This is a genomic window from Mycobacteroides abscessus ATCC 19977 (assembly GCF_000069185.1).
In the GTDB taxonomy this organism is placed as follows: domain Bacteria; phylum Actinomycetota; class Actinomycetes; order Mycobacteriales; family Mycobacteriaceae; genus Mycobacterium; species Mycobacterium abscessus.
Genome location: NC_010397.1, coordinates 2983311 through 3005442, shown reverse-complemented (window position 1 = coordinate 3005442; position 22132 = coordinate 2983311). Strand labels below are relative to the sequence as shown.

The window sequence follows — 22132 nt, the reverse complement described above, 5'->3', positions numbered from 1 at the left end:
ATCGCATAGGAGTATTCAGGTGGGAGTTTTGGAAGGACGGGTCGCCGTCATCACCGGTGCCGGTCGCGGTATCGGACGCGAACACGCGCTGTTGTTCGCCCGTGAGGGAGCCAGTGTCGTCGTGAACGACCTGGGTGGCAGTAACGAGGGCGAGGGCGCCGACGCGGGGCCTGCGCACCAGGTTGTTGACGAAATTGTCTCTGCGGGAGGCAAAGCCGTCGCGAACACCGATAACATCGCTACCTGGGACGGCGCCGCAGGGCTGATTGAGCAGGCCATCAGTGAGTTCGGGGGCTTGGATGTGGTGGTCAACAACGCCGGTATTCTGCGGGACGGATTCATTGCGGGCATGGATGAATCCCAATGGGACAGCGTATTGACTGTGCATCTCAAGGGCCACTTTTCGGTGCTCCGGCACGCGGCAACGTACTGGAAGTCGCAGAGCAAGGACGGTAGTCAGCCGAATGCCGCCGTCGTCAACACCGCATCGGGATCGGGATTGACAGTTCCCAATGCAGGGCAAGCGAACTATGGTGCGGCCAAGGCGGGCATTGCGGCGTTGACATTGGTCGCCGCCGAAGAATTGGAGCGCTACGGCGTGCGGGTCAACGCCATAGCGCCGATCGCGCGCACCAGACTTACTCTGGCCACGCCTGGCATGGGTGCTCTGATGGGTGAACCAGAAGACGGGGAGGTTGACCTATTCAGCCCGGCCAACATTTCGCCCCTAGTGGCGTACTTGGCATCCGAGAAATGCCCGCTGAGCGGCAAGGTGTTCGCCGTGCAGGGTGGTGCGATCTCGGAACTGGCTGGCTGGCATGACGTGAAGACCATTGAGACCGAAGATATCTGGCAGATCGATGACATCGCGGTGAGGTTGCCATGATCGAATGGTCGGAATCCGACGAACTCATCCGCGAAAGCGTTCGTGAGTTCATTGACAAAGAAGTCGAACCGCATCGCGACGGGCTGGAAAGCGGTGAACTCTCGCCATACCCGATCGCTCGCACACTGTTTAGCGAGTTCGGTCTGGACGTGGTGGCTGCCGAAGCGATCAAGACGATTCTCGACAAGGAGCGTCTCAAAGCGGCGGCGATCGCCGCCGGCGAGCCTAAACCGGAGAAACGCGGGGGAGCTTCGGGTGGTCTGGGAGACCTCGCTGGTCAGGTCTCGATGGCGGCCGTGCTGGTATCAGAATTGGCAGGCGTCAGCATCGGTCTGCTGAGCACCATTGGCGTCAGTATCGGTCTGGGGGCGGCGACCATCATGAGTCGTGGAACGTTGGCGCAGAAGGAGCGGTGGCTGCCGGAACTGGTGACGTTGGAGAAGATAGCGTGCTGGGCCATTACCGAGCCGGATGCCGGGTCGGACGCGTTCGGCGGGATGAAGACCTACGTCAAGCGCGATGGTGCCGACTACATCCTGAACGGCCAGAAGACGTTCATCACCAACGGTCCCGATGCCGACGTGCTGATTGTCTACGCCAAGCTTGACGAGGACGATCCGACCATGGATCGCCGGAACCGTAAGGTTCTTACCTTCGTGCTGGACTCCGGTATGCCGGGTCTGACTCAGGGCAAGGCGTTCAAGAAGATGGGCATGATGTCCTCGCCCACCGGCGAGCTTTTCTTCGACAATGTGCGGATCACGGCGGATCGGCTGCTTGGAGAAACCGAAGAACACGGAGGTGGCGACGGCCGCGAGAGTGCACGAGCGAACTTCGCCGCCGAGCGAGTGGGTGTGTCTCTGATGGCATTGGGGATTATCAACGAATGTCACCGGCGTTGCCTCGATTACGCCAAGATGCGCACTCTGTGGGGCCAGAACATCGGCCAGTTTCAGCTGATCCAACTGAAGCTCGCCAAGATGGAAGTGGCTCGGATCAACGTGCAGAACATGGTGTTCCAGACACTGGAGAAGCTGCAGCATGGCAAGATGCCGTCGCTGGCCGAGGCATCGGCGATCAAACTCTATTCTTCCGAAACGGCAACCGATGTCGCGATGGACGCGGTTCAGCTGTTCGGGGGCAATGGCTATATGGCGGAGTACCGCGTTGAACAACTGGCCCGCGACGCGAAGTCACTGATGATCTATGCCGGTAGTAATGAGGTGCAAGTCACCCATATCGCCAAGGGACTACTGGCCGGATGATTGCCGAATCCCGGGCTGAATATGGCGGCGTTGTCACCCGCGTGCTATCCGTTCCCGGTGGTGGTCCGCCGATAGTGCTGCTGCACGGATACTCCGACAGCGCCCTGACGTGGCGACCGGTGCTTGCCCGGCTGGCTTCGGCCGGCCGGGCGGCCATCGCGGTTGACTTGCCCGGCTTCGGACATGCGGCCCCCCGGCCGCCTGGCCCCCTGCTTGCGCAGTTCGACGTGTTCGCGGACGCCGTCCTGGCCGCTGCGGGACCAGCGGTGTTGGTCGGCAACTCACTCGGTGCCGCGACGGCGGTGCGTGCCGCTGCGCGCCGCGAAAACGAGGTGAAAGCTCTTATCGCCCTGGATGATCCACTGAACTCGCGGCACCTCATCGCACGAATCGTCCGCCGTTGGTCCGTCCCCGAAGTTTTTTGGGCATGGGTGAGCCGCATGCCGGTACCGGCAGGTACCTTGCGCCGTGCGGCTCGGTACTTTGTGCCGAAGATGCTCTACGGGCCCGGCGTTGCCGCCGATCCGGAGGTGGTGGCGTACTGGTGCGAACTGATCTCTGGGCCTTCGGCAGTGGCTCGGCTGGGACGCGACGCATGCCGCTACGCGCATGAAGCCCTGGGTAGCCACAGCGGCATAGAGGTCAGTTGCCCGACACTGGTTGTACATGGCGGACGTGATCGCATCATCCCAATACATTCGAGCGGGGCTCTGCAACAACAGATTCCGGGGAGTGAATTGGTAATCCTTCCCGCTTCCGGACATTGCCCACAGTTGGACAACCCGGATGAGGTCACCCGGCTGATCGTGGATTTTTGTGACCGAATCTCTGAACCTAGACAGCCGGACGCGGCGCACTCTGGATAGAAGAGCGCCGGCGAGATGAGCGGCGCGAGAGGTCCTGCGGACCTCACGTAGATGACCGGGACTGATGCGTTGATCGGCATCACATTCTGGAAATGCAATGTCAAGGAGGACCGCCATTGTGACTAGCCGCATGGTGACGGACCACATCAAGGGCGCCCGAGTGGTGCTGCGTAGCGGCGGGGGGATTGTCTATCGGGAGCGCCAGGGCCAAGAAGGAGCTGCGGGTGTCAAACAGAGTTGGCATGGTTCGCGTGGTGCCGGTGTTGGCGATGGTGGCGGTGATATGCGGCGTGGGGGCACTCTGGCCGACGCAGCATCGCCGCTACATCACTGTGACGGCGCAGTTCGATAGTGCCGCCGGTTTGTATCCGGGTAGCACGGTTGCGGTTCTGGGGATGCGTGTGGGCAGTGTCGAGAAGATCACCCCCGAGGGTGGCTATGTTGAGGTCGAATTCACTGTCGATAGGCAGGTGGCGTTGCCGGCTGACGTGCAGGCGGTGACGATTTCGACCTCCATCCTGACCGACCGTCAGATCGAACTCACTCCGCCGTACAGGGGAGGGGCGGTGATGCACGATAACGAGACCATCGGGTTGAACCGCACGAAGACACCTGTCGAATTCTCCCGCGTGGTGGCCGTACTGGACAAGCTGTCGATCTCACTTAGGGGCGATGGCGAGGGCGGCGGGCCTGTAGCGGACATCGTGAACACCGGTGCTGACGCCGTAGACGGTAACGGGCAGAAGATCAAAGGCGCTCTCGATGAGCTGTCACGGGCACTGCGGCTGGGCGCCGACGGTGGCCGCGTGACGGCGGAGCAGCTCGCGACTGTTATCAAAAATGTCGGTACCCTGATGGACGCGGCGGCCCGCAACGACAGTAAGCTACGAGAATTCACCTCAACCATTCACCAATTGAGCCAAATAGTTGACGATGAGAGTCTCGGCACGGGCAGCGTTGGGCGCAAACTCAATGATGTGCTGAAGCAGGCGGCAGAGGTTCTGGAAACTAATCGCGATCACATCAAACAATCCGTACTCAACGGAGACGGCGCTTTCAAGACCTTGGTCGACCAGCAACGAGAGCTCACCGAACTCGTCGACGTGCTACCTCTAGCCCTTGACAATCTCTACAACATCATCGACCAGGACAACGGCGCTGTCCGCACCCGCGCCATGGTCGATCACATACTGTTCGACAGCCAGCACATCAAAGAGATCTGCAATCTTATGGGACTACGCCAATTGGGTTGCAGCACAGGCACGATGAAAGATTTCGGACCCGACTTCGGGCTGACATACATACTCGACGGTTTAGCGGCGATGGGACAAAAATAGGCAGGCGACCTAAGGATTCGGCAAGGGTTGTGTCATGGCCAGAGTAGGCGAGCCCGCCACTGCTAGGGCTTGGATACGAGACGAGCGGAGAAATAGTGAAAACAATCATGGCGGTGGCGATGGCGGTGGCGATTGTCACAACCGGATTGGTTGCCGGCACAGTGTTTGCGTACTCGAACAGTGTCATGCCGGGTTTGCGTAAAATAGATGACCGCTCAATGGTTTTGGCGATCAGAGCATTGGTCTCGTCGGTGGCTAACCCGGTGTTTCTCTGTGTATCAGCTCTTGCCCTCGTGAGTCAGCTTGTCTCGGTCGTACTGGCCTTTACGGCCGGAACGTCGCTGGCGTTGCCGGTCGTACTGGGCTTGGTGCTCTATCTGCTGACGCTGGCGCTGACCTACGCTGGAAACATTCCGCTGAATCTGGCCATCATTAAGGCGCCGATTCCGCAGACCGATGAGCAATGGCACGCATTGCGACATGCCTTCGAGCGAAAGTGGACGATAATCAACCATGGCCGTGTCCTCGCGGCAACCCTGAGCTGCGTGATATTCACCGCGGCCATGGCAATGCACGTGACGGATTGACTCCTGCGAGCGAATTTCTCGCCGAGCTCCGTGGGTACTCCTCGAGACGGAGAAGAAACCAGTTTCTGCATGGGGCCGAACGGATCTCACGCCACCTCGCCCCGGGCTGCGGCTGCAGCAGTCTCGTTTGAGGCTGCTCCGCCCCACGGAGACGCACCTTGCGGTGCTTCATCAACCGGCATCGCTCATCCGCAAGTCTGCGCGCCATCTTGACAACGTGCGATGTCAACATGATGATGGCTCGTGAAAAAGCCGACAGCGCAGGGAAAATGGAGTGATCGGATGCGGGCCGTCAGGCACATGATCAACGTCTTCACCAAGCCCATTGGAGTCACCTACCCCTGGACGCCGCCGCTCGCCGAGCGCGTGCATGGCCGTACCGTGTTGGTCACCGGCGCGTCAAGCGGGATCGGCCGGAGGCTGGCCGAACGCGTAGCCGAGGCGGGAGGCATCGTCATCGTCACCGGGCGGCGTGCCGATGAGCTCGGCGAGGTGGTGCGCGGTATCACCGCACGTGGTGGCGCTGCCCACGCTCTGCCCGGTGATCTGTCCACGGCCGCGGGGGCGGACGCGGTGGCCGATGCGGTGCTCGAAGGCTTTGGGGCGCCGGACATTCTGGTGCTGAATGCGGGCCGATCGATCATGCGTTCGGTGGCTGATTCCGAGTATCGGCTTCATGACTATGAGCGGACGGTCGCGATCAACTACCTCGGCGGCGTCGGACTGGTGCTGCGCCTGCTGCCCGGCATGCGTGCCCGCGGTTCGGGGCATATTGTGCACAGCTCGTCGATCGGGGTGCTGGGCAACCTGCCCGAATTCTCCGCCTATGTCGGATCGAAGGCGGCCATGGATGCGGTGCTGCGCATCGCGGGTATCGAGAGCCGGGCCGACGGCGTGCGCGTCACCAATGTCCATCTGCCATTGGTCTCGACCGACATGATCGCCCCGACGGACTGGAGCGAGTATGCCTCACTGACGCTGGATGAGGGTGTCGACATGGTCGTCGGGGCGATTCGGCGGCAGAGCCCCGAAGTGAACAATCCGTTGGGCATCCTGTACCGCGACGCCTATCGCGCGGTGCCGGGGATTGTCAGTAGGGTGCAGAACGACTACTACCGCTGGTATTCCTCGCGCGGCCAGAAGGCGGGAGCGGCGCCGGCCTCGTCTCCCGGCATCGGCTAACCCGAAGCGGAACCGATGAATTCCAGGCCCGCGTTGATGGCGGGGCGGTGCCGCAAGATTCGGTAGTGCGCGAGCCGGCCGAGTCCCTTCGTGGCCATGAAGCGCGCTCCGGGCCACGACCGCGCCAGCTGTTCGCTCGACGCGTAGGGAGTATCGGGGTCGTCGGGGTCATGAATGAGCAGCAGCGGTGGATGGCCGGCTTGGGCGGCGACCCGGACCAATTCGGTTTCGGGCAGGGTCATGCCGATGCGCCGCTCCAGCTGCCGTTGCAGCCCCGCGCGTATCCGTGGGCCGAAGCCATGACGTGCGGCGAACAGATCCAGGTACAGCGGGAAGTCGCCCATCGGCGCCAGGTAGACCACACGGCCCACCGGTGCGCCCTTGGCCGCGGCGAAGGTGGTCGCGTTGGCACCCAGGGAATGTGCCACTACGGCGCGAGCGGGCCCATGCTTCTCGATCATCGCGGCCACCGCGTCGGCGCACTCGATGAGCGTGGTGCGTCCGGGCGCCAGCGCGCCGTGCTCGGACTCGTTGTGGCTGGGGAGGTCGAAGGCGATGACCCGATGCCCCGCCTGGAGCAGGGGCTTGATGAAAATCCCCAAGTGGGGGCGCTGCCCACCCCAACCGTGTACGAGGTAGACCGTGGGACCCTCGCCCCAGGACTCGCCAGCGATCCGGTGGCCGTTCCAGTGGGCCTCCAGGGGTTCACCGGCGGGCACTCCCGGTGGCATGCGCAGGCTGGACTCGATGACCGGTGGTGTACACCACAGCTCGACCGCCCAGCGTGATCCGATCCCGGGTGCGAAGCGCTCCAACCACCAGAAAGCCCGGCGTATGCCCGGTGAGACCGGGGGTTGAACTCCGGAGCCTTCCACATCAAGGGAGGGCACTTCTCCCTTGGCCGGCACGGACTCCGTCTTGTCTTGTTCAGCCACGGCCACCGATTCTATTGATGTGATGCGGGGGCGCCGGCGCGGACCGGTCAACACGTCCGCGCGACCGCAAGAAGCCCGGGCCGCTGACTAGGCGGCTCGTCTGGCCAGCCGGTCCCGATGCCATCTACTGCGCGCCGAATGGTGCGCCGAGAATCCTTCGTTGGGGTGTGTTCCGAGTCTGCCGTTGGGCTGGTCGAACTGAGCGAACACGTCCAGATCTTCCGGGGACAAACTGAAATCGAAGATCTGCAGATTCTCCGTCAACCGTTGGGGCGAGCATGTCTTCGGGATCACCACATGTCCTAGCTCGATATGCCAACGCAGGATCAGCTGAGCCGGTGTCTTGTTGTGCTTGGCGGCCAGCGCCGCCAGCGGCGAGTCCTCGGCGGTACCGATGCCCTGGGCAAGGGGACTCCAGGCCTCGGTGACGATTTCCCGATCTGAGTTGAACTGCCGCAACTTTCGCTGCTGGAAGTACGGATGTAGTTCCACCTGGTTGATCACCGGCAGCACGCCGGTCGCGTCCACGATGGCTTGCACGTGCTCAGGTTCGAAGTTGGATACGCCGATGGCGCGGATGTCGCCGGAGAGATACAGCTGCACAATCTGCTGCCACGCCGTCACATACTGTCCGTAATCCGGTGCGGGCCAATGAATGAGGAATAGATCCACATAGTCGGTGCCGAGCGCCTCAAGGCTCCGCGCGAAAGCGCTGGCGGCATCTCGGAAATCGTCTACCCATAGCTTCGTGGTGACGAAAACTTCTTCCCGGCATACACCCGAGCGAGAGATGCCGAGGCCGACGCCGCGCTCGTTGCCGTATCTGGTCGCGGTATCGATATGCCGATACCCGGCATCAAGTGCTTGCCGGACAATGGTTTCCGCTTCTGCGTCGGGGATGGCGGCGACACCGAGGCCCAGCTGGGGGATGTCGACACCGTTATGGAAGCGAACTGTGGGGACAGTGCATGGATGCACTACGGACTCCAATCACTCTGCGGCTGAAGGAGCAGTGGAATTGATACCCGGGAGCGACACGTCCTTGTGACAGTTGAAACTGTAGAACTGTCAGTTGAAATCGGCACCTATGGCGCGGCTCACAGAATAGCTGTGAACTTCCTGAAATCCCTGAATAGCAAGGGATTTCGTCGAGCGAGTGGGCGCCGGGTTTACAAGATCCTTACACGGCAGGAGTCGGAAACCTCGGTGCGGGACGGCGTAGGTGGCGTCAATGCCCTTGGAGGGAGGCCCGCCCCGCCGCGGTGAGCTCACCGAACAAGCGCAGCCGCGCCAGCCCGCCGTCGGGGTAGATGTCTAGCCGCACGTCGGTGACGGGCTGCTGGCCGTCCAACAAGAAGCGGTGCCGGGTGTCCGGTTGCAGAGCGGTTCGCGCTAGCAGCGGTACCCAATCGCCCTGTGCGGTTAGTCCTTGCAGGGCTGACGCCCCGGGGCTGTTTCCCACAAAGTAGGAGGTGTCGATTTCGGCGAGTCTGATCAAGCCCTCCCCGGCGAGCCGCACATGTACCCAATCGTTGGCGCCGTCGCGGCGACGGGCGGTCTCCCATCCGTCGCCCATGACTCGTGCGACACCAGGGAACAGCAGATTCTGGGGTGAGCTGTAAAACCGGTTGGAGCAGTCGGTGACCAGGCCGCCGTTCTCGATGGCAGCCAGGTCAAACTGTCCGGCCTGCAGAAACCGTGGATCCGGCTGCCCATGGCCGTGCACACGCAGTCGTGCCACCCCGCCGTCGGGATACATGGTCAACCGCACGTGAGTCCAGCGTCGCGGCGAATCGACGTCGAAGGGATTGCGGCTGTCGCCATAGACCTTGGTGCGCTGGACAATGGTGTGCCATAAGGCATCTCGAGCTATCTCTGCCGCCGGCGGGTATCCCTCGACTTCCGTCGCCTCGACCGAGATCTCGGGCGGGTAGTTTCCCTTGAACCACGCGGTGTCGACGACGACGCCCGCTATCACCCCCGGGACGCCCAGCCGCACGATGGCGGCGTCATGGCCGGGATCGCCGGCCGGGTCACGCCTGCGCCGGGTCTCCCATCCGTCATAGACCTGTCCCTTGTGCCCGAAGGTCGCGGGCCGGTAGTCGGCCGGCCCGGGTTTGATCAGGTTCTCCTTCTCGGCGAACAGATCGTCGTTGGCCCAGATCACCGCCCCGCCCAGGGGGCGCAGCGCCAAGTCGGGAAGCATGGTGAAGTCGGGCAGCCCCGCGGGTGCGTTGCCGGTCATCGCTGGTCGGTTCCTCCTGTCGCAGCGTCAGCTGTGGGTGCGTTGCACGAGTTGATTCAGTACCGCCCGGTCGCATCCCGGCGGTAGCGCGCTGTCGGTATAGGCGCCGCAGTCCAGGCCACGCAGGATCCCGGTCGCCAGGGCTTGGGCCGTCGCCGGTTCGTCGACGACACCGCCACCCTGGCGCTGCAGGTAGGCGAGGATGCGCGGACCGGCCACCGCCAGCGCGCGCCGGTGGAATCCGTAGGTGGCCAGCCAGCGGGTCACCAGATGTCCCGGGTGCATGTCCCACCCCTGCCAATAGCCGCGCTCGAGTGCGCGGGTGACCAGCCGGTGGTGGCGGGTGAGCGCCGCGGCCTGCTGCTCGGGTGAGCCCTCGGGGTTCACCTGCGTGGAGCCGTCGCACACCCATACACCCGTCTGAGCCGCGGCGGCGAGCATCACCGCCTTGGCGTGGTCGGCCACGGGATGCTCCAGGGACTGCTGTTCGGCGGCGATCCCGCAGGCCGCGCTGTAGTCGTACGTGCCGTAATGCAACGCGGTCAGGCGCCCCTGGGCCAGATGGATTGCCTTGGCCAAGGTGACGGCGCCGTCGGCACCGAGCACCGCTTGCGGACTCTCGATCTGCAGCTCGAATCGCAGTGAGCCGCTGGGTAATCCGTGCACACGCTCTAGCTCGTCGAAGAGTCGCAGTGCCGCCTCGACTTGGGTTACGGTGCGGAATTTCGGGATGGTCGTCACGAAGCCCCGTGGCACCCCAGATGCGCCGTCGAGTACCAGCTCCAGGGTGCGCACGCTGCGCCGCAGGTGTAATGAGGTGAGGCCCTTGATTCGGATGCCCAGTATCGCAGGAGGATTCGCCGCTATCGACAGTGCGCGCAACGTGCGTCCCGCCTTGCGGGCGTCGGCGTCCTCGGTGCTGTCTCCGCGCCAGCCGTAGCCGTCCTCGAAGTCCAGCCGCAGATCCTGGATGGGGTCGGCGGCAAGGCGTTCCTTGACGCGGGGCAGGACGCCCTGGGTGTCGAGCGCCGCCAGCGACGGTTCGTGACGCGCGGTCAGCGCCAGTGCGGATGCTCCCCATTGCCCGGGTAGCTCGACGTCGGCCAGGGCCGCGCTGACGTACACGGTGTGGATGGGTTGCGGTTCATCGCGCGTCTCCGGATAGGCAGTGGCGAGCTCGGCGTCGGCGGCCGTCAGCAACTCCGCGATCGGAGTCAGCCAGCCGGGGCTGCCGGCATCTACTGGGTTCGATGAGGATGCCGCTGCCACGGGTCCCATGTTCGCAGACTCGTGGGTGCGGTGCTCAGGGGTGTGCAGCTGCCGATTCCCCCTCGGGCTCGTTCACGACCTGTTGACCAGCGAGAACCTTGCACATGCGGTCCTTATCGAGCTGGCCTTCCCACTGGGCCACCACCAGCGTCGCCACGCAATTGCCCAGTAGGTTCACCGAGACGCGCATCGAGTCCATGATGCGATCGGCGCCCAGCAGCAGCGCAACGGCTGCCACCGGGATGGCGCCGTGGCCTATGGCGGCCACGGTCGCCGAGAGTGCGAGGAATGACGAACCCGGCACGCCCGCCATGCCTTTCGAGGTCAACATCAGCACCAGCACCGCGGTGATCTGTTCGCCGAGGGTCAGGTTGACCCCCAGGGCCTGGGCAAGGAAGAGCACGCAGATCGACAGATACAAGGTGGCTCCGTCGAGATTGAAGGAGTACCCGGTGGGGATGACCAGCCCGGTGGTGGTCTTGGAGCACCCCGCGTGGTTGAGCTTGGTCATGATGCGCGGCAATACCACCTCGGTGGAGGCGGTGCCGAGAGCCAGGAACAATTCGTCCTTGATGTAGACGACGAACCTCCAGAGGTTCACCCCCGCGAAGAGCCGGGCGATCACCGCCAGAACGCCGATGAACAGCAGCGCGGCGGCATAGCAGGCGGCGATGAGCTTGCCGTAGCTGCTCAACGAGCCGATGCCGTACTGGCCCACGATGTAGGCCATCGCGCCAAGCGCTCCCACCGGCGCCAGCCGCATGATCCACCCGATGATGGTGAAGAAGATGTGGCTGAGGTGGTCGATGAATTCGAGTACCACTGGCGGACCTGATTCGCCGAACTTGGCCAGCGCCAGGCCGAACAGCACCGCGAAGAACAGCACCTGAAGCAAGGCGTTTTCGGCGAAGGCCGAGACGATGGATGAGGGGATGATGCCGAGCAGGAACTCGACGGTGTGGGGTAGCTCCCCGTTGTTGGTCTTCTTCGCGATGGCGTCGGCCCCGGTCGCCAGCGTCCCGGCGTCGATGTGAAAGCCCGCTCCCGGCTTGGCGAGATTTCCCACCAGCAGGCCGAAGAGCAGCGCGAAGGTGGTTACCGCCTCGAAGTAGATGAGCGCCTTGACGCCGATGCGGCCGACGGACTTGAGGTCGCCGACATGGGCGATGCCGAGCACCACCGTGCAGAAGATGATCGGGGCGATCAGCATCTTGATCAGCTTGATGAAACCGTCGGCCAAGGGGCGCAGGTCGGCGCCCAGGCCCGGCCACAGCCAGCCGATGACCACACCTGCGACGATCGCCACCAGAAGCTGGACGAATAGCGAGCGATACCAGGGCGGCTTGTTCGCCAGACGCACCATCTCGCTGGCGGGTACCTCGATCGCGGTCGGCATGGGCGCGACCGTAACCACGGCCTGTTTATTGGATGTGAACACCGGATTCAGCCCGTATTACGCACGACATGGGTGTGCGGTTCGATAGGGAGATGGAACCTGACCCCACGGCAGGTGTCGTCGTCGGTGCGGTGCTGGCGGCCGGGGCCGGCAATCGCTACGGCATGCCGAAGATCCTCGCCGCGAACGGACGGTGGCTCGAGCTGGCCGTCACCGCGCTGGACCGGGGCGGCTGCGAGGAGGTCTACGTGACCCAGGGTGCTGTGTCTGTCGAGATGCCCTCGCCCGCACACGGCATCGAGGTCGCACGGTGGCGGGACGGCGTGTCGGAGTCGGTACGGGCGGTGCTGGAACTGGTGCACGCGCGCACGGACGTGGTCGGGGTGCTCATCCACTTGGTGGACCTGCCGTCCGTCGGGCCGGAGGTGGTGCGGATGGTGCTGCGTGCCAGTGGGGGCCGCCGTTCGGCGCTTGTCCGGGCGACATTTGCGGGGCGGCCGGGGCACCCGGTATACCTCGGTTCGGAGCACGTCGGTCCGGTGCTGAGTGCGCTGGCTGCCGACCGGGGAGCCGGTCCCTACCTGGCCGCGCGTACTGATGTGATCGAGGTGCCATGTGAGCATCTCGCCGACGGCGCCGACCACGACTACCGGCCGTAAATCAGGTGCCGCGGCGTGTAGCGCATGCCCACGAGATAGACGGCGAAGCCGATACCCGCGCCCACGAACCACGTGAAGGTCGCCAGATATGGACTGCCCCAGATCACGGTCGCTATGGCCAGCAGGGCGCCTAGCACTGTCGCGGTCACGGCTATCGGGTTGATGCCACCGCGGTACTGGTACGTCCCCGACGGTGACAGGGTGAACAGGTCGTCCACCACAACCGCGCGGCGGCGCACGAGGTAGAAGTCGGCGATCAGGATGCCGAACAGGGGACCGATTACGGCGCCGAGCGCATCGAGTGTGTAGTGGATCGTGTTCGGGTTGTTGTAGAGATTCCATGGGGTGATGAGGATCGAGCCGACCGCCGCGATCATCCCGCCGGTGCGCCAGCTGATCCGGGTCGGGGCGAGATTGGAGAAATCGAAAGCCGGCGAGACGAAGTTGGCCACGATGTTGATCCCGATAGTGGCGATCGCGAAGGTGAGTACGCCCAGCACTGCCGCGGTGGTGTTGTTGATCTTGTCCACGATCAGCACCGGGTCGGTGATGATGGCGCCGTCTTCGCCGCGTCCGATGACCGTTGCGCCGGCCGACACCGTGCACACCGCCAACACCGCGAAGAACAGGAAGTTCAACGGTAGACCGAGGAAATTGCCGCGCTTGACTTCGCCGAAGGTGCGGCCGTATCGGGAGAAATCTCCGAAATTGAGCATCGGTCCCGAGAAATAGGACACCACCAACGCAATCGCACTCAGTATCGTTGCCAACGCGGCGAACCCGGATTTCGGTGGGCCCGAAGCCAGGCCGAAATGCACGTTTTCCCAACCGGCCGCGACGACGAGATACAGCGCAAGTGCCAGCATTACCGCGTACACGGCGGGCCCGCAGAAGTCGATGAACTTGCGGATCGCCTCCATGCCATTCCAGAAGACGGCGGCCTGCAAGACCCACATCAGCAGGAAACCGCCCCATCCCAGTAACGACAGACCGAGGAAGCCGTACTCGCCGGCATTGCCATAGCGGCCCAGCGAAGGCTGGAACTTGACCGCCAGAAGTACAAATGCTGTTGAAGCTAAATAGGTTTGGATGCCATACCAGGCGACGGCGATGAGACCGCGGATCACGGCGGGAAGATTGGCGCCGCGCACTCCGAACGCGATGCGGGCGGTCACCGGATACGGCACACCGGTCTGCTGAGAAGGACGCGCCACCAGGTTGCACAGCCAATACACCGCCGCGATGCCGACCAGCAGGGCCAGCAGTACCTGCGAGGCTGAGATGCCCAGCGCGAAAAGACTTCCGGCGAAGACATAGCCGCCGACGCTGTGCACGTCGGACATCCAGAACGCAAAGAAGTTGTAGCTGGTCCAGGTCTGTGTCCGCAGCGGTGCCAGGTCGCCGTTGGTCAATGCGGGGTCGTACCCGGGCTTGATCACACTGTCTCCGGCGGCACTGTGTCCGCCGGTCGGGGCGACGGCATCCGCCGTGAGTACGCCGCTCACACAATCTCCTCCGGTATCCGACCAGCCGGGAAGGCTGGTGACTCCCGAAACTAAGCGGCCGGTGTTGCCGTGGTGTTGCGCGGAAACAATATTTTCCTGGATCAGAATGGAGCCGCCGGAACGTGATTCGGTGCGGTAGAGCGGGCCGCCTACTATCGTGCCCACGATGGCTCATAACGAGGCTCATGACGAGGCGCCACCCGCGACACCCCGCGACATGGTGGGCTATGGGCGCACGCCACCGCACCCGCGGTGGCCCGGCAACGCGCGGATTGCGGTGCAGTTCGTGCTCAACTACGAAGAGGGTGCAGAAAACAACGTCCTGGACGGATCGGCGGGCTCGGAGACGTTCCTATCGGAGATGGTCCCGGTCGAGGCGTTCCCCAACCGTCATATGAGCATGGAATCGCTGTACGAGTACGGTTCACGGGCCGGTCTCTGGCGGGTCTTGAGGGTCTTCGAGCGCCGCGGTCTGCCCCTGACCATCTTCGCGGTGGCGACGGCGTTGCAGCGCAACCCGGAGGCGGTGTCCGCGTTCGGTGAGCTCGGGCACGAGATTGCCTGTCACGGGCTGCGCTGGCAGTCCTACCAGTTGGTGCCACCCGATATCGAGCGGGAGCACATGGCGCAGGCCGTCCAGATCTTGCGTGACCTGACCGGCCAGGCTCCGTTGGGGTGGTACACCGGGCGCGATTCACCGCAGACGCGGCAGCTGGTGGTTGAGCACGGGGGTTTCTCCTACGATTCGGATTCGTACGCCGATGATCTGCCGTACTGGGTGCGGGTACCTGCCCCCGGTGGCGTGGCCGACCATCTGGTGGTGCCCTACACCCTGGACACCAACGACATGCGATTCTCCTCGCCGGCCGGGTTCCCCAGTGGAGAACAGTTTTTCACGCATCTGCGGGACGCATTCGACTGTCTGTACGCCGAGGGGGAGGCGGGCAGCCCGAAGATGCTGTCGGTGGGCCTGCACTGCCGGCTGGTGGGCCGGCCGGCGCGGACGGTCGCGCTCGAACGGTTTGTCGATCATGTGCAAGCTCACGACGGTGTGTGGATCACCAAACGCATCGACATCGCCGAACATTGGCGCCGGGTTCATCCGGCGGGCACCGAACCAAACGAATCGAGTAGTCCCGCATAGGGTTTGATTGGTGGTGCGGCGAACTCGCCGTGGCCGGACTTGCGCAGGCCCATGGACACCAGCGACTGCACCAGGTTCACCGCGGCGGTCACCCCGTCAATCACCGGTAGTCCGATCTCGCCGGAGATGTCCCGGCATAACCGGGCCATTCCGGCACAGCCCAGCACGATCACATCGCTGCCGTCGTCATGGGCCGCGCGACGGCAGTGTTCGACGAGAATGTCCCGGGTGCGCGGGTTCTGCTCCAAATCCAGTACCGCGATATCGCAACCGTGGACCCCGCGGCAGAAACGCGACATCCCATAGCGTTCGGCCAGATCCCAGGCGCGACCGGCGGTGCGTTCCAAGGTGGTGACCACGCTGAAACCCCTGCCGAGGTGACTGGCCGTGTGCATGGCGGCCTCGGCGATGCCGAGCACCGGGCCGGTGGCCAGCTCCCTGGCCGCGTCCAGTCCTGGATCACCGAAGCAAGCCAACACGTACCCGTCGGTCCCTTCGGATTCGGCGCGGCGGATTTCGGCCAGGATGCCGGGCACGCTCAAGGCCTCGTCGTAGTGACTCTCTATCGACGCCGGACCCATCGAGGGGTTGACGGCGGTGACGCTGGTTTGCGCCCAGGCCGCCGATTGCGCCGCGGCGGCGATGGATTTCGTCATGGCCTCGGTGGTGTTGGGGTTGATCACGCGTATGCGCATGGCCGACAGGGTACGTCGGCCTCGCATGATTGGGGCGATGGGTAGTCACCGGCCGGTGCCCATGAAACGTTCGTGTTAACTCCGTGTCGCCAGCGATGGCGCCGGGACGTCACCACTGACAAGATCGGGTTCTGGCCGACGGCGATGGAGGGCGAATGTCACGCACGTTCCGCTACCGGCGGCTGATCAACGAGCTGCGCGCCACCAGGTCGGGTCACGACCAGACCAGCGTGCTCGACGGGTTGCGGCGGGCCATCCTCGACGGTGCGGCACCGCCAGGTTCGATGATCCCCATCGGTGAGGTGGCCGACACCTATCAAATCAGCCCCATCCCGGTACGGGAGGCGCTCAAGACCCTTGTGGCGGAAGGACTTGTCGATCATCGGGCCAACGGAGGGTACCGCGTAGCCCAGCTCACGCTGCCGGAGCTGCGTGAGATCTATTTCACCCGTGGTGTTCTCGAGCGGGCCGCACTTGCTCAGGCCGCTGCGCGTGCTACGCCGGAGGACGTGGATCGCGCGCTCGCCGAGCATCAGCTGCTGCAACAGGCAACCGTCGAAGACGACGCCCGTGCTTTTCATGTGCACTCCCGGCGTTTTCATCGCGCCCTGGTACTGCCCTGCGGCATGCACCGGCTCTTACACATGTTCGAGGCAACGTGGAATCTGACCGAACCTTTTCAGGTGATGCGAACGGTGTCGGCATCCGATCAATTGCAGCTACATGCCGATCATGAGGCGATGATCACAGCGGCGGCAAGCCGGGATATTGACACCTTGCTGTCCGTCGCGGCTACCCATCACGATCGCCTGGAGTCGGTGATAGTTGCTGCCGCAGGACAATTGGATGTGGTCGCCGAGGCATAGCGGAGTGGGGCCGCTGGGAAAATATAGGCAGCCGGCAACCTGGCCGCAACACGTTCGATCTAGCGTCGCTTGCGCGTCCGGGTGGGTATGCGCGGGTGCGTCGAGGCAGGGAGGTTCCGCGATGAGCGCCGATACCACGCGACCGGCCGCGCCCGGAGCCCAGCGCAAGAAGGTTCATCCCGTTGACGAGGTGCCTTCGACAGGCAGACTTGTCACGTTGGGCATCCAGCATGTGATCGCGTTCTACGCCGGCGCGGTATTGGTGCCGTTGCTCATCGCACGTGCCATCGATCTGGATGCCGAGGCGCTGACCATGTTGATCACCGCCGACCTATTCACCTGTGGTGTCGCCTCGATCCTGCAGGCGGTTGGGTTCTGGAAGATCGGGGTGCGGCTGCCGCTACTGCAGGGGGTCACCTTTGCCACCCTGGCGCCGGTGATCAAAATCGCCAACGACCACGGTGGCGGCAGAGTCGGATTGCTCACGGTGTACGGCGCCGTCATCGCGGCGGGAGCGTTCACCTTCCTTATCGCACCGTTCTTCGCCCGGCTCATCCGATTCTTTCCACCTGTCGTGACCGGCTCGGTGATCACCATCATCGGCGTATCGCTGCTGCCGGTGGGTATCGGCGACGCCACCCGTAACCCGCATAGCCCGGTCGCCGCGCACGATCCTGGTAACGGGCGCTGGCTCATGTACGCGCTGGGCACCATCGGGGCGATTGTGTTGATGCAGAGATTTTTCCGGGGCTTCTGGAGCACCATCGCGGTGCTGCTGGGGCTGGTCGCGGGCACCGTTGTCGCATGGCTGGCCGGGGACACGGACTTCGGCCGTGTCGGTGAGGCGGACTGGATCGGATTCACGTCGCCGTTTGCCTTCGGCGCGCCGCGCTTCGATGTGATCGCCGTGGTATCGCTAATCGTGGTGCTGATGGTGACCGCGGTGGAGTCCACCGGTGCGGTCTTCGCCACGGCCGAGATCGTGGGCAAGCGGGTGCGCGGGGCCGATATCGCCGCGACCGTGCGCGCCGATGGCATCGCCACCGTGATCGGCGGCACCTTCAACTCCTTTCCCTATACCGCGTTCTCGGAGAATGTCGGACTGGTGCGCCTGACCGGTGTCAAGAGCCGTTGGGTGGTAGCGGCCGCGGGGGTGATCATGATGGTGTTGGGTGTGCTGCCCAAGACCGCCAAGATCGTGGAGTCGATTCCGGCCCCGGTGCTGGGCGGGGCTGCCATGACGCTGTTCGCGACGGTGGCCGTGGTCGGTATCCAGACCTTGGGCAAGGTCGACTTCAATGATCACCGGAATTTGATCATCGCCAGCACCTCACTGGCCATGGGCATGTACGTGCAGTTCTCCCAATCTTCGGGCCCGGCAACAGTGCTGGACCACGGCCGCGGCATCGCGGTACCCGCGCTGCCGGGAATCGACCAGGCCGTGCCGGGGCTACTGCAGATTCCGTTCAGCACCGGCATCACGATGGGCGCCATCACGGCCATCGTGCTGAATCTGCTGTTCTTCCATACGGGCAGCCGTGGCGTCGCGGTCGCCGGGGGAGGTGCCATTCGGCTCGCGCAGGTCAACGAGATGACACTGGAGCAGTTTCGACGTACTTTCGGTGGCCTGGTTCAGGATGTGCATTGGGTGGTGGATCGCGCCTATCGGCAGCGTCCCTTTGCCGACGCGCACGATTTGCGGAGTGCTTTTCAGGAAGCAATGCTCACCGGCAGCGACGAGGAGCAGCTCGAACTCATCGGATCCTTCCCCGATCTGGGCGCCGAGGACGAAGCTGGAGAGATGGTGGCCGTGGATCACACGATTCTGCAGACGCTCGACGAGGCCGAGCTGAACAATGTGGTGAGCCTTGCCACTGCCTATCGCGAGCATTTCGGCTTCCCGCTGGTGGTGTGTGCGAGGGAGACCGAACGGTATGAACGGCTGCTCCGCAGCGGCTGGAGCCGGATGGAGAATTCGGCGACCAGCGAGCGCTCCTTTGCCCTCATCGAGATCGCGAAGATCGCCAACTACCGATTCGATGATCTGGTGGCCGATGCCAATCCCATCACGGCCGCTCGTTTCGGGCGCTTCGAGGATTTTCATGCGACGCGTTGACTGGCGGGGAATCGAGAGCTTCAACGAGCTCAGCGACAACCAGGCGATCCATTGGCTGTACGAGTGCTGCGCGTCGCGGATATGGGCGGTACGGGTTGCCGCCGGGCGCCCGTTCCGCGATGAGGAGGCGCTGTACCACCGTGCGGATTTGATCCTGGCCGAGCTCACCGAGGCGGATGTGGACGAGGCGCTTGATGGGCATCCGCGCATCGGGGAACGGCCCGATAATGCGGCATCACGGCGCGAGCAATCCGGTGTGACAGGTGCCGACACCGAGGTCCTGGATCGGCTGAGGCAGCGCAACGCCGAGTACGAGAAGCGCTTCGGCTATGTATATCTGGTATTCGCCAACGGGCGACCCGCGGAGGAACTGCTGGCGATTCTCGAGGAGCGGATCAAGAACGATCCGCAGCACGAACGTCGGGTCATGAGAATGGAGTTGGGCAAGATCAATCGCAGCCGCCTGGCACGGATGCTTGGTCCTGCCGGGCGGCATGCCGACGACATGGAGACGGAAGGCGATTCATGACGGGATTGAGCACCCATGTGCTGGACGCGGTGTCCGGACGCCCCGCGCAGGGCGTGCGGGTGACGCTGCACGACGGCGCGGGGCAGGAACTCTCCAGTGGTACAACGGATTCTGATGGAAGAATCGGTGATTTCGCTGGGACTGCGCTGGCCGGTGGCGACTATCGGCTGGTGTTTGACACCGGAACATGGTTCACCGACAACGGAATCGAGGGGTTTTATCCGGAAGTGATCATCAGCTTCCGGGCCGACGGAACCGCGGGGCACCTGCATGTGCCGCTGCTGCTGAGTCCGTACGCCTACTCGACCTACCGCGGCAGCTGAGAAAGGAAGCACCCATGGGAATCGTTCTCGCAGGCAATCAATACGGCAAGGCCGAGAACCGGGTGGTCCGGATCTACCGGGACACCCCACGCCACGAGATCAAGGATCTCAACGTCGGCAGCGCGTTGCGCGGGGATTTCGCCGCGGCCTATACCGACGGCGACCAGCGCAAGGTGCTGCCCACCGACAGCCAGAAGCAGACCATCTATGCCTACGCCAAGGAAAAAGGCATCGAGACCATCGAGCAGTACGGGCTCGAGCTGGCGCGCCACTTCGTGGACGACTATGAGCCGGTGACGGGCGCTCGTATCGAGATCGATGAATATGCCTGGGAAAGAGTGACGGTCGACGGACGCGAGCACGATCACACCTGGGTGCGCAAAGGTCAGGAGGTGCGCACGGCCGAGGTCACCGTGGACGGTGTCGGGGCCCAGCAGCAGACCTGGGTGATCGGCGGGCTCAAGGATCTGGTCGTGCTCAAATCGACGGGCTCGGAGTTCCATGATTTCCTCGAGGACAAGTACACGATCCTGCAGCCGACGACGGACCGGGTGATGGCCACCTCGCTGGTGGCCAAGTGGCGCTTTGTGGGCACCGATATCGATTGGGATAATACATATTTCGGTGTAAAGTCGCTCATCCTCGAGCGGTTCGCCACTGTGCACTCGCTGGCCCTGCAGCAGACGTTGTACGAGATTGGCAAGGCGATCCTGGAGTCTTATCCGTCAATCGCCGAAGTGCGGCTCTCGGCACCCAACAAGCACCACTTCGTCTACGACCTATCACCTTTCGGGCTGGACAATCCCAACGAGGTGTTCCATGCCGATGACCGTCCGTATGGGTTGATTCAGGCCGCGGTTACCCGTGATGACGCCCCCGATGCGGGGCCGGCCTGGTCTCCGCATCTGTCCTGGTTGGTTTAGCGGTCGCTGTGGAGGTAGCCGGTGATATCGCGGCCACGTACCAGTACGGCGCTGATGGCGGGCTCCCGCAGACCCATCAGCAGGCGAAACAGTGTCTGTTCGTCGGCCAGGCGCTCATCGTCTGACCGTATGCCATGGAAAAGGTTGTTGGCCAACGGTTCCCAGCGGTCAGGAACCACGACCAGGAAATCTGCCTCCTTGCCCGCATCCAAGTTGCCGAAGGTATCCTCACGGTCCAGTGCGCGCGCCCCGGCCAGTGTGGCGGTGAACAGCAGTTCGGCCGGGTGCAGGGACACCGCGGCCGGGCCCGGTTCGGACATGTGGACCTTGAAGCAGTCGTTCAACACGCGGGTCAACAGCCATTCGTCACCGCCGCCCACATCGGTGCCCAGCGCGATATTGACGCCGCTGGCCACGGTCCGGCGCCAGGGCATGGTGCCCGAACCCAGGAATAACTGCGACGTGGGACAGTGTGCTATCGAGCTACCCGTTTCGGCCATACGGGCCAGTTCCGCGTCCTGGCAATGCACAGCGTGGGCCAGGATGCTCCGGCGGCCCAATAGGGTCGCGCCCCCCTTGCGGGAGCCGGGCAGGAAATGACCGTCATAGGTATCCAAGTAGCTTCCCACTCCGTACGCCGTCAGGGTGGCATCCACCTCACCGGTGTCCGGCCGGGCGTTCTCGTTGAGGTGGGAGTGGAAGTAGACGCCGTCCGCGCGTACGTCCTCGTAGAGCTCGCCGAGGGCCGCGAGGGTCTCTGCGGTGACCGACAGCGAGAACCGCGGTACCAGCGCCACATCGGTGAGTTCGTCACCGTGCCAGCTCTGGATTTCGTTGGCACACAACTCGGTCGCACGTTCGGTCGTGGTGAGCAACGGCTCGGCACTGCGGGGTCCCACGGTCTGCACTCCGCGCCCGCTGACCATGCGCAGTCCGGCGGCACGTGTCGCGGTGAACAAGGCCTCCTGCGCCTGCGGAAAGGCCGATCCCATCACCATCGCGGCAGTGGTGCCGGCGGCGATGCGGCGGCGGCAGAACGCGATCGCCGCGCGCTGCGCCAGTGCGGTGTCGGCCAGGCGGGCCTCGGCGGGGAAGATGCAGCGTTCCAGCCACTCCAGCAGTTGGCCGCCGCCGTAGGAGTCGGTGCAATACACCTGCGGGAAGTGCATATGCGTATCGACGAACCCGGGCAGCAGGAACCCCCCGTGGTGGTGCTCGGTCCACGAGGTAAATTCCTGGGGCAGCGTGGAGTACGGTCCGCAGTAAGCGATGACGCCATCGGTTCCGACTGCCAGGGCGCCGTCACGAATCGACTGCAGATGCGTGGCCGCGTCGGCCAGCGGGGGAGCGCCCGTAATGTGGAAGATGTGTCCGCGGTGCACGGTGGCGGCGATCGGTTCCATG

General features: G+C 63.8%; 21 protein-coding genes. 13 read left to right on the top strand and 8 right to left on the bottom strand.

The genetic code is table 11. The annotated features are described in order from the left end of the window. The first annotated feature begins 19 nt into the window (after positions 1–19). The 6 genes from MAB_RS14965 to MAB_RS14940 all read left to right on the top strand — a co-directional run bounded on the left by MAB_RS14965 (position 20) and on the right by MAB_RS14940 (position 6123). Positions 20–886 carry an SDR family oxidoreductase gene (locus tag MAB_RS14965; RefSeq protein ID WP_005111461.1) on the top strand — a complete coding sequence of 289 codons (867 nt, stop codon included), beginning with the start codon at positions 20–22 and terminating at the stop codon, positions 884–886. Then, entirely contained in the window at positions 883–2151 is a 1269-nt protein-coding gene (locus tag MAB_RS14960) for an acyl-CoA dehydrogenase family protein (RefSeq protein WP_005111459.1), read from the top strand. The genes MAB_RS14965 and MAB_RS14960 overlap by 4 nt, the downstream gene beginning before the upstream one ends. Beyond that, complete coding sequence (locus tag MAB_RS14955; RefSeq protein WP_005111457.1) at positions 2148–3017, top strand: alpha/beta fold hydrolase; 870 nt, start codon at positions 2148–2150, stop codon at positions 3015–3017. The genes MAB_RS14960 and MAB_RS14955 overlap by 4 nt, the downstream gene beginning before the upstream one ends. A gap of 242 nt (positions 3018–3259) precedes the next feature. Continuing rightward, a complete protein-coding gene (locus tag MAB_RS14950) occupies positions 3260–4354 on the top strand; it encodes an MCE family protein (protein WP_012296615.1) in 1095 nt (364 codons plus the stop codon). Between the two features lie 107 nt (positions 4355–4461). Continuing rightward, positions 4462–4941, top strand: coding sequence for an anthrone oxygenase family protein (locus tag MAB_RS14945; RefSeq protein WP_005115305.1), 480 nt, complete (start codon positions 4462–4464; stop codon positions 4939–4941). A 282-nt stretch (positions 4942–5223) separates the two neighbouring features. After that, a complete protein-coding gene (locus MAB_RS14940; protein ID WP_005111448.1) occupies positions 5224–6123 on the top strand; it encodes an SDR family NAD(P)-dependent oxidoreductase in 900 nt (299 codons plus the stop codon). Here MAB_RS14940 and MAB_RS14935 read toward each other — a convergent pair. The 5 genes from MAB_RS14935 to dctA form a co-directional block, all read right to left on the bottom strand. Then, positions 6120–7112 (bottom strand): alpha/beta fold hydrolase, encoded by a 993-nt coding sequence (locus tag MAB_RS14935; protein WP_005111446.1) that lies wholly within the window; start codon positions 7110–7112, stop codon positions 6120–6122. The genes MAB_RS14940 and MAB_RS14935 overlap by 4 nt on opposite strands. A 33-nt stretch (positions 7113–7145) precedes the next feature. Then, positions 7146–8036, bottom strand: coding sequence for an aldo/keto reductase (locus tag MAB_RS14930; RefSeq protein ID WP_005069105.1), 891 nt, complete (start codon positions 8034–8036; stop codon positions 7146–7148). Between the two features lie 250 nt (positions 8037–8286). Further along, complete coding sequence (gene alc / locus MAB_RS14925; protein ID WP_005111443.1) at positions 8287–9303, bottom strand: allantoicase; 1017 nt, start codon at positions 9301–9303, stop codon at positions 8287–8289. Positions 9304–9330: 27 nt separating this feature from the next. Beyond that, entirely contained in the window at positions 9331–10581 is a 1251-nt protein-coding gene (locus MAB_RS14920) for a DUF6986 family protein (RefSeq protein WP_016893984.1), read from the bottom strand. A 25-nt stretch (positions 10582–10606) separates the two neighbouring features. Further along, positions 10607–11968: a C4-dicarboxylate transporter DctA gene (gene dctA, locus MAB_RS14915; protein ID WP_005090140.1), complete on the bottom strand. Its 1362-nt coding sequence runs from the start codon at positions 11966–11968 to the stop codon at positions 10607–10609. A gap of 92 nt (positions 11969–12060) precedes the next feature. On the opposite strand from dctA, the gene MAB_RS14910 reads away from it, so the two are divergent. Then, positions 12061–12627, top strand: a complete 567-nt coding sequence (locus MAB_RS14910; protein WP_005093643.1) for a nucleotidyltransferase family protein — start codon at positions 12061–12063, stop codon at positions 12625–12627. On the opposite strand, the gene MAB_RS14905 is transcribed toward MAB_RS14910, so the two are convergent. Further along, positions 12615–14297 carry an NCS1 family nucleobase:cation symporter-1 gene (locus tag MAB_RS14905; RefSeq protein ID WP_005057378.1) on the bottom strand — a complete coding sequence of 561 codons (1683 nt, stop codon included), beginning with the start codon at positions 14295–14297 and terminating at the stop codon, positions 12615–12617. The two genes, MAB_RS14910 and MAB_RS14905, sit on opposite strands and share 13 nt — an antisense overlap. Before the next feature lies 1 nt (position 14298). Here MAB_RS14905 and puuE point away from each other — a divergent pair, with 1 nt between their 5' ends. Then, positions 14299–15276, top strand: coding sequence for an allantoinase PuuE (gene puuE, locus MAB_RS14900; protein WP_012296613.1), 978 nt, complete (start codon positions 14299–14301; stop codon positions 15274–15276). On the opposite strand, the gene MAB_RS14895 is transcribed toward puuE, so the two are convergent. Continuing rightward, on the bottom strand, positions 15231–15971 hold the full coding sequence (locus MAB_RS14895; RefSeq protein ID WP_005057383.1) for an aspartate/glutamate racemase family protein: 741 nt from the start codon (positions 15969–15971) through the stop codon (positions 15231–15233). The two genes, puuE and MAB_RS14895, sit on opposite strands and share 46 nt — an antisense overlap. 155 nt (positions 15972–16126) lie before the next feature. Here MAB_RS14895 and MAB_RS14890 point away from each other — a divergent pair, with 155 nt between their 5' ends. From MAB_RS14890 to pucL, 5 genes are all read left to right on the top strand, one after another. After that, positions 16127–16837, top strand: coding sequence for a GntR family transcriptional regulator (locus MAB_RS14890; RefSeq protein ID WP_005057387.1), 711 nt, complete (start codon positions 16127–16129; stop codon positions 16835–16837). A gap of 121 nt (positions 16838–16958) precedes the next feature. Further along, positions 16959–18953 carry a solute carrier family 23 protein gene (locus tag MAB_RS14885; RefSeq protein WP_005111438.1) on the top strand — a complete coding sequence of 665 codons (1995 nt, stop codon included), beginning with the start codon at positions 16959–16961 and terminating at the stop codon, positions 18951–18953. After that, positions 18940–19482, top strand: coding sequence for a 2-oxo-4-hydroxy-4-carboxy-5-ureidoimidazoline decarboxylase (gene uraD, locus MAB_RS14880; protein ID WP_005076325.1), 543 nt, complete (start codon positions 18940–18942; stop codon positions 19480–19482). Before MAB_RS14885 ends, uraD begins: the two co-directional genes overlap by 14 nt. Further along, positions 19479–19805: a hydroxyisourate hydrolase gene (gene uraH / locus MAB_RS14875; protein WP_005057392.1), complete on the top strand. Its 327-nt coding sequence runs from the start codon at positions 19479–19481 to the stop codon at positions 19803–19805. The genes uraD and uraH overlap by 4 nt, the downstream gene beginning before the upstream one ends. Before the next feature lie 14 nt (positions 19806–19819). Next, entirely contained in the window at positions 19820–20728 is a 909-nt protein-coding gene (gene pucL, locus MAB_RS14870) for a factor-independent urate hydroxylase (protein ID WP_005057393.1), read from the top strand. On the opposite strand, the gene MAB_RS14865 is transcribed toward pucL, so the two are convergent. Then, positions 20725–22110 (bottom strand): amidohydrolase family protein, encoded by a 1386-nt coding sequence (locus MAB_RS14865; RefSeq protein WP_005111436.1) that lies wholly within the window; start codon positions 22108–22110, stop codon positions 20725–20727. The two genes, pucL and MAB_RS14865, sit on opposite strands and share 4 nt — an antisense overlap. Between the last annotated feature and the right edge of the window lie 22 nt (positions 22111–22132).

Excerpts from the sequence above, each read along its gene's own strand:
- MAB_RS14960 (WP_005111459.1), top strand. The coding sequence starts at position 883 with ATGATCGAATGGTCGGAATCCGACGAACTCATCCGCGAAAGCGTTCGT.
- MAB_RS14955 (WP_005111457.1), top strand. The coding sequence starts at position 2,148 with ATGATTGCCGAATCCCGGGCTGAATATGGCGGCGTTGTCACCCGCGTG.
- MAB_RS14950 (WP_012296615.1), top strand. The coding sequence starts at position 3,260 with ATGGTTCGCGTGGTGCCGGTGTTGGCGATGGTGGCGGTGATATGCGGC.
- MAB_RS14945 (WP_005115305.1), top strand. The coding sequence starts at position 4,462 with ATGGCGGTGGCGATGGCGGTGGCGATTGTCACAACCGGATTGGTTGCC.
- MAB_RS14940 (WP_005111448.1), top strand. The coding sequence starts at position 5,224 with ATGCGGGCCGTCAGGCACATGATCAACGTCTTCACCAAGCCCATTGGA.
- alc (WP_005111443.1), bottom strand. The coding sequence starts at position 9,303 with ATGACCGGCAACGCACCCGCGGGGCTGCCCGACTTCACCATGCTTCCC.
- MAB_RS14920 (WP_016893984.1), bottom strand. The coding sequence starts at position 10,581 with ATGGGACCCGTGGCAGCGGCATCCTCATCGAACCCAGTAGATGCCGGC.
- dctA (WP_005090140.1), bottom strand. The coding sequence starts at position 11,968 with ATGCCGACCGCGATCGAGGTACCCGCCAGCGAGATGGTGCGTCTGGCG.
- MAB_RS14910 (WP_005093643.1), top strand. The coding sequence starts at position 12,061 with ATGGAACCTGACCCCACGGCAGGTGTCGTCGTCGGTGCGGTGCTGGCG.
- puuE (WP_012296613.1), top strand. The coding sequence starts at position 14,299 with ATGGCTCATAACGAGGCTCATGACGAGGCGCCACCCGCGACACCCCGC.
- MAB_RS14895 (WP_005057383.1), bottom strand. The coding sequence starts at position 15,971 with ATGCGCATACGCGTGATCAACCCCAACACCACCGAGGCCATGACGAAA.
- MAB_RS14890 (WP_005057387.1), top strand. The coding sequence starts at position 16,127 with ATGTCACGCACGTTCCGCTACCGGCGGCTGATCAACGAGCTGCGCGCC.
- MAB_RS14885 (WP_005111438.1), top strand. The coding sequence starts at position 16,959 with ATGAGCGCCGATACCACGCGACCGGCCGCGCCCGGAGCCCAGCGCAAG.
- uraD (WP_005076325.1), top strand. The coding sequence starts at position 18,940 with ATGCGACGCGTTGACTGGCGGGGAATCGAGAGCTTCAACGAGCTCAGC.
- uraH (WP_005057392.1), top strand. The coding sequence starts at position 19,479 with ATGACGGGATTGAGCACCCATGTGCTGGACGCGGTGTCCGGACGCCCC.
- pucL (WP_005057393.1), top strand. The coding sequence starts at position 19,820 with ATGGGAATCGTTCTCGCAGGCAATCAATACGGCAAGGCCGAGAACCGG.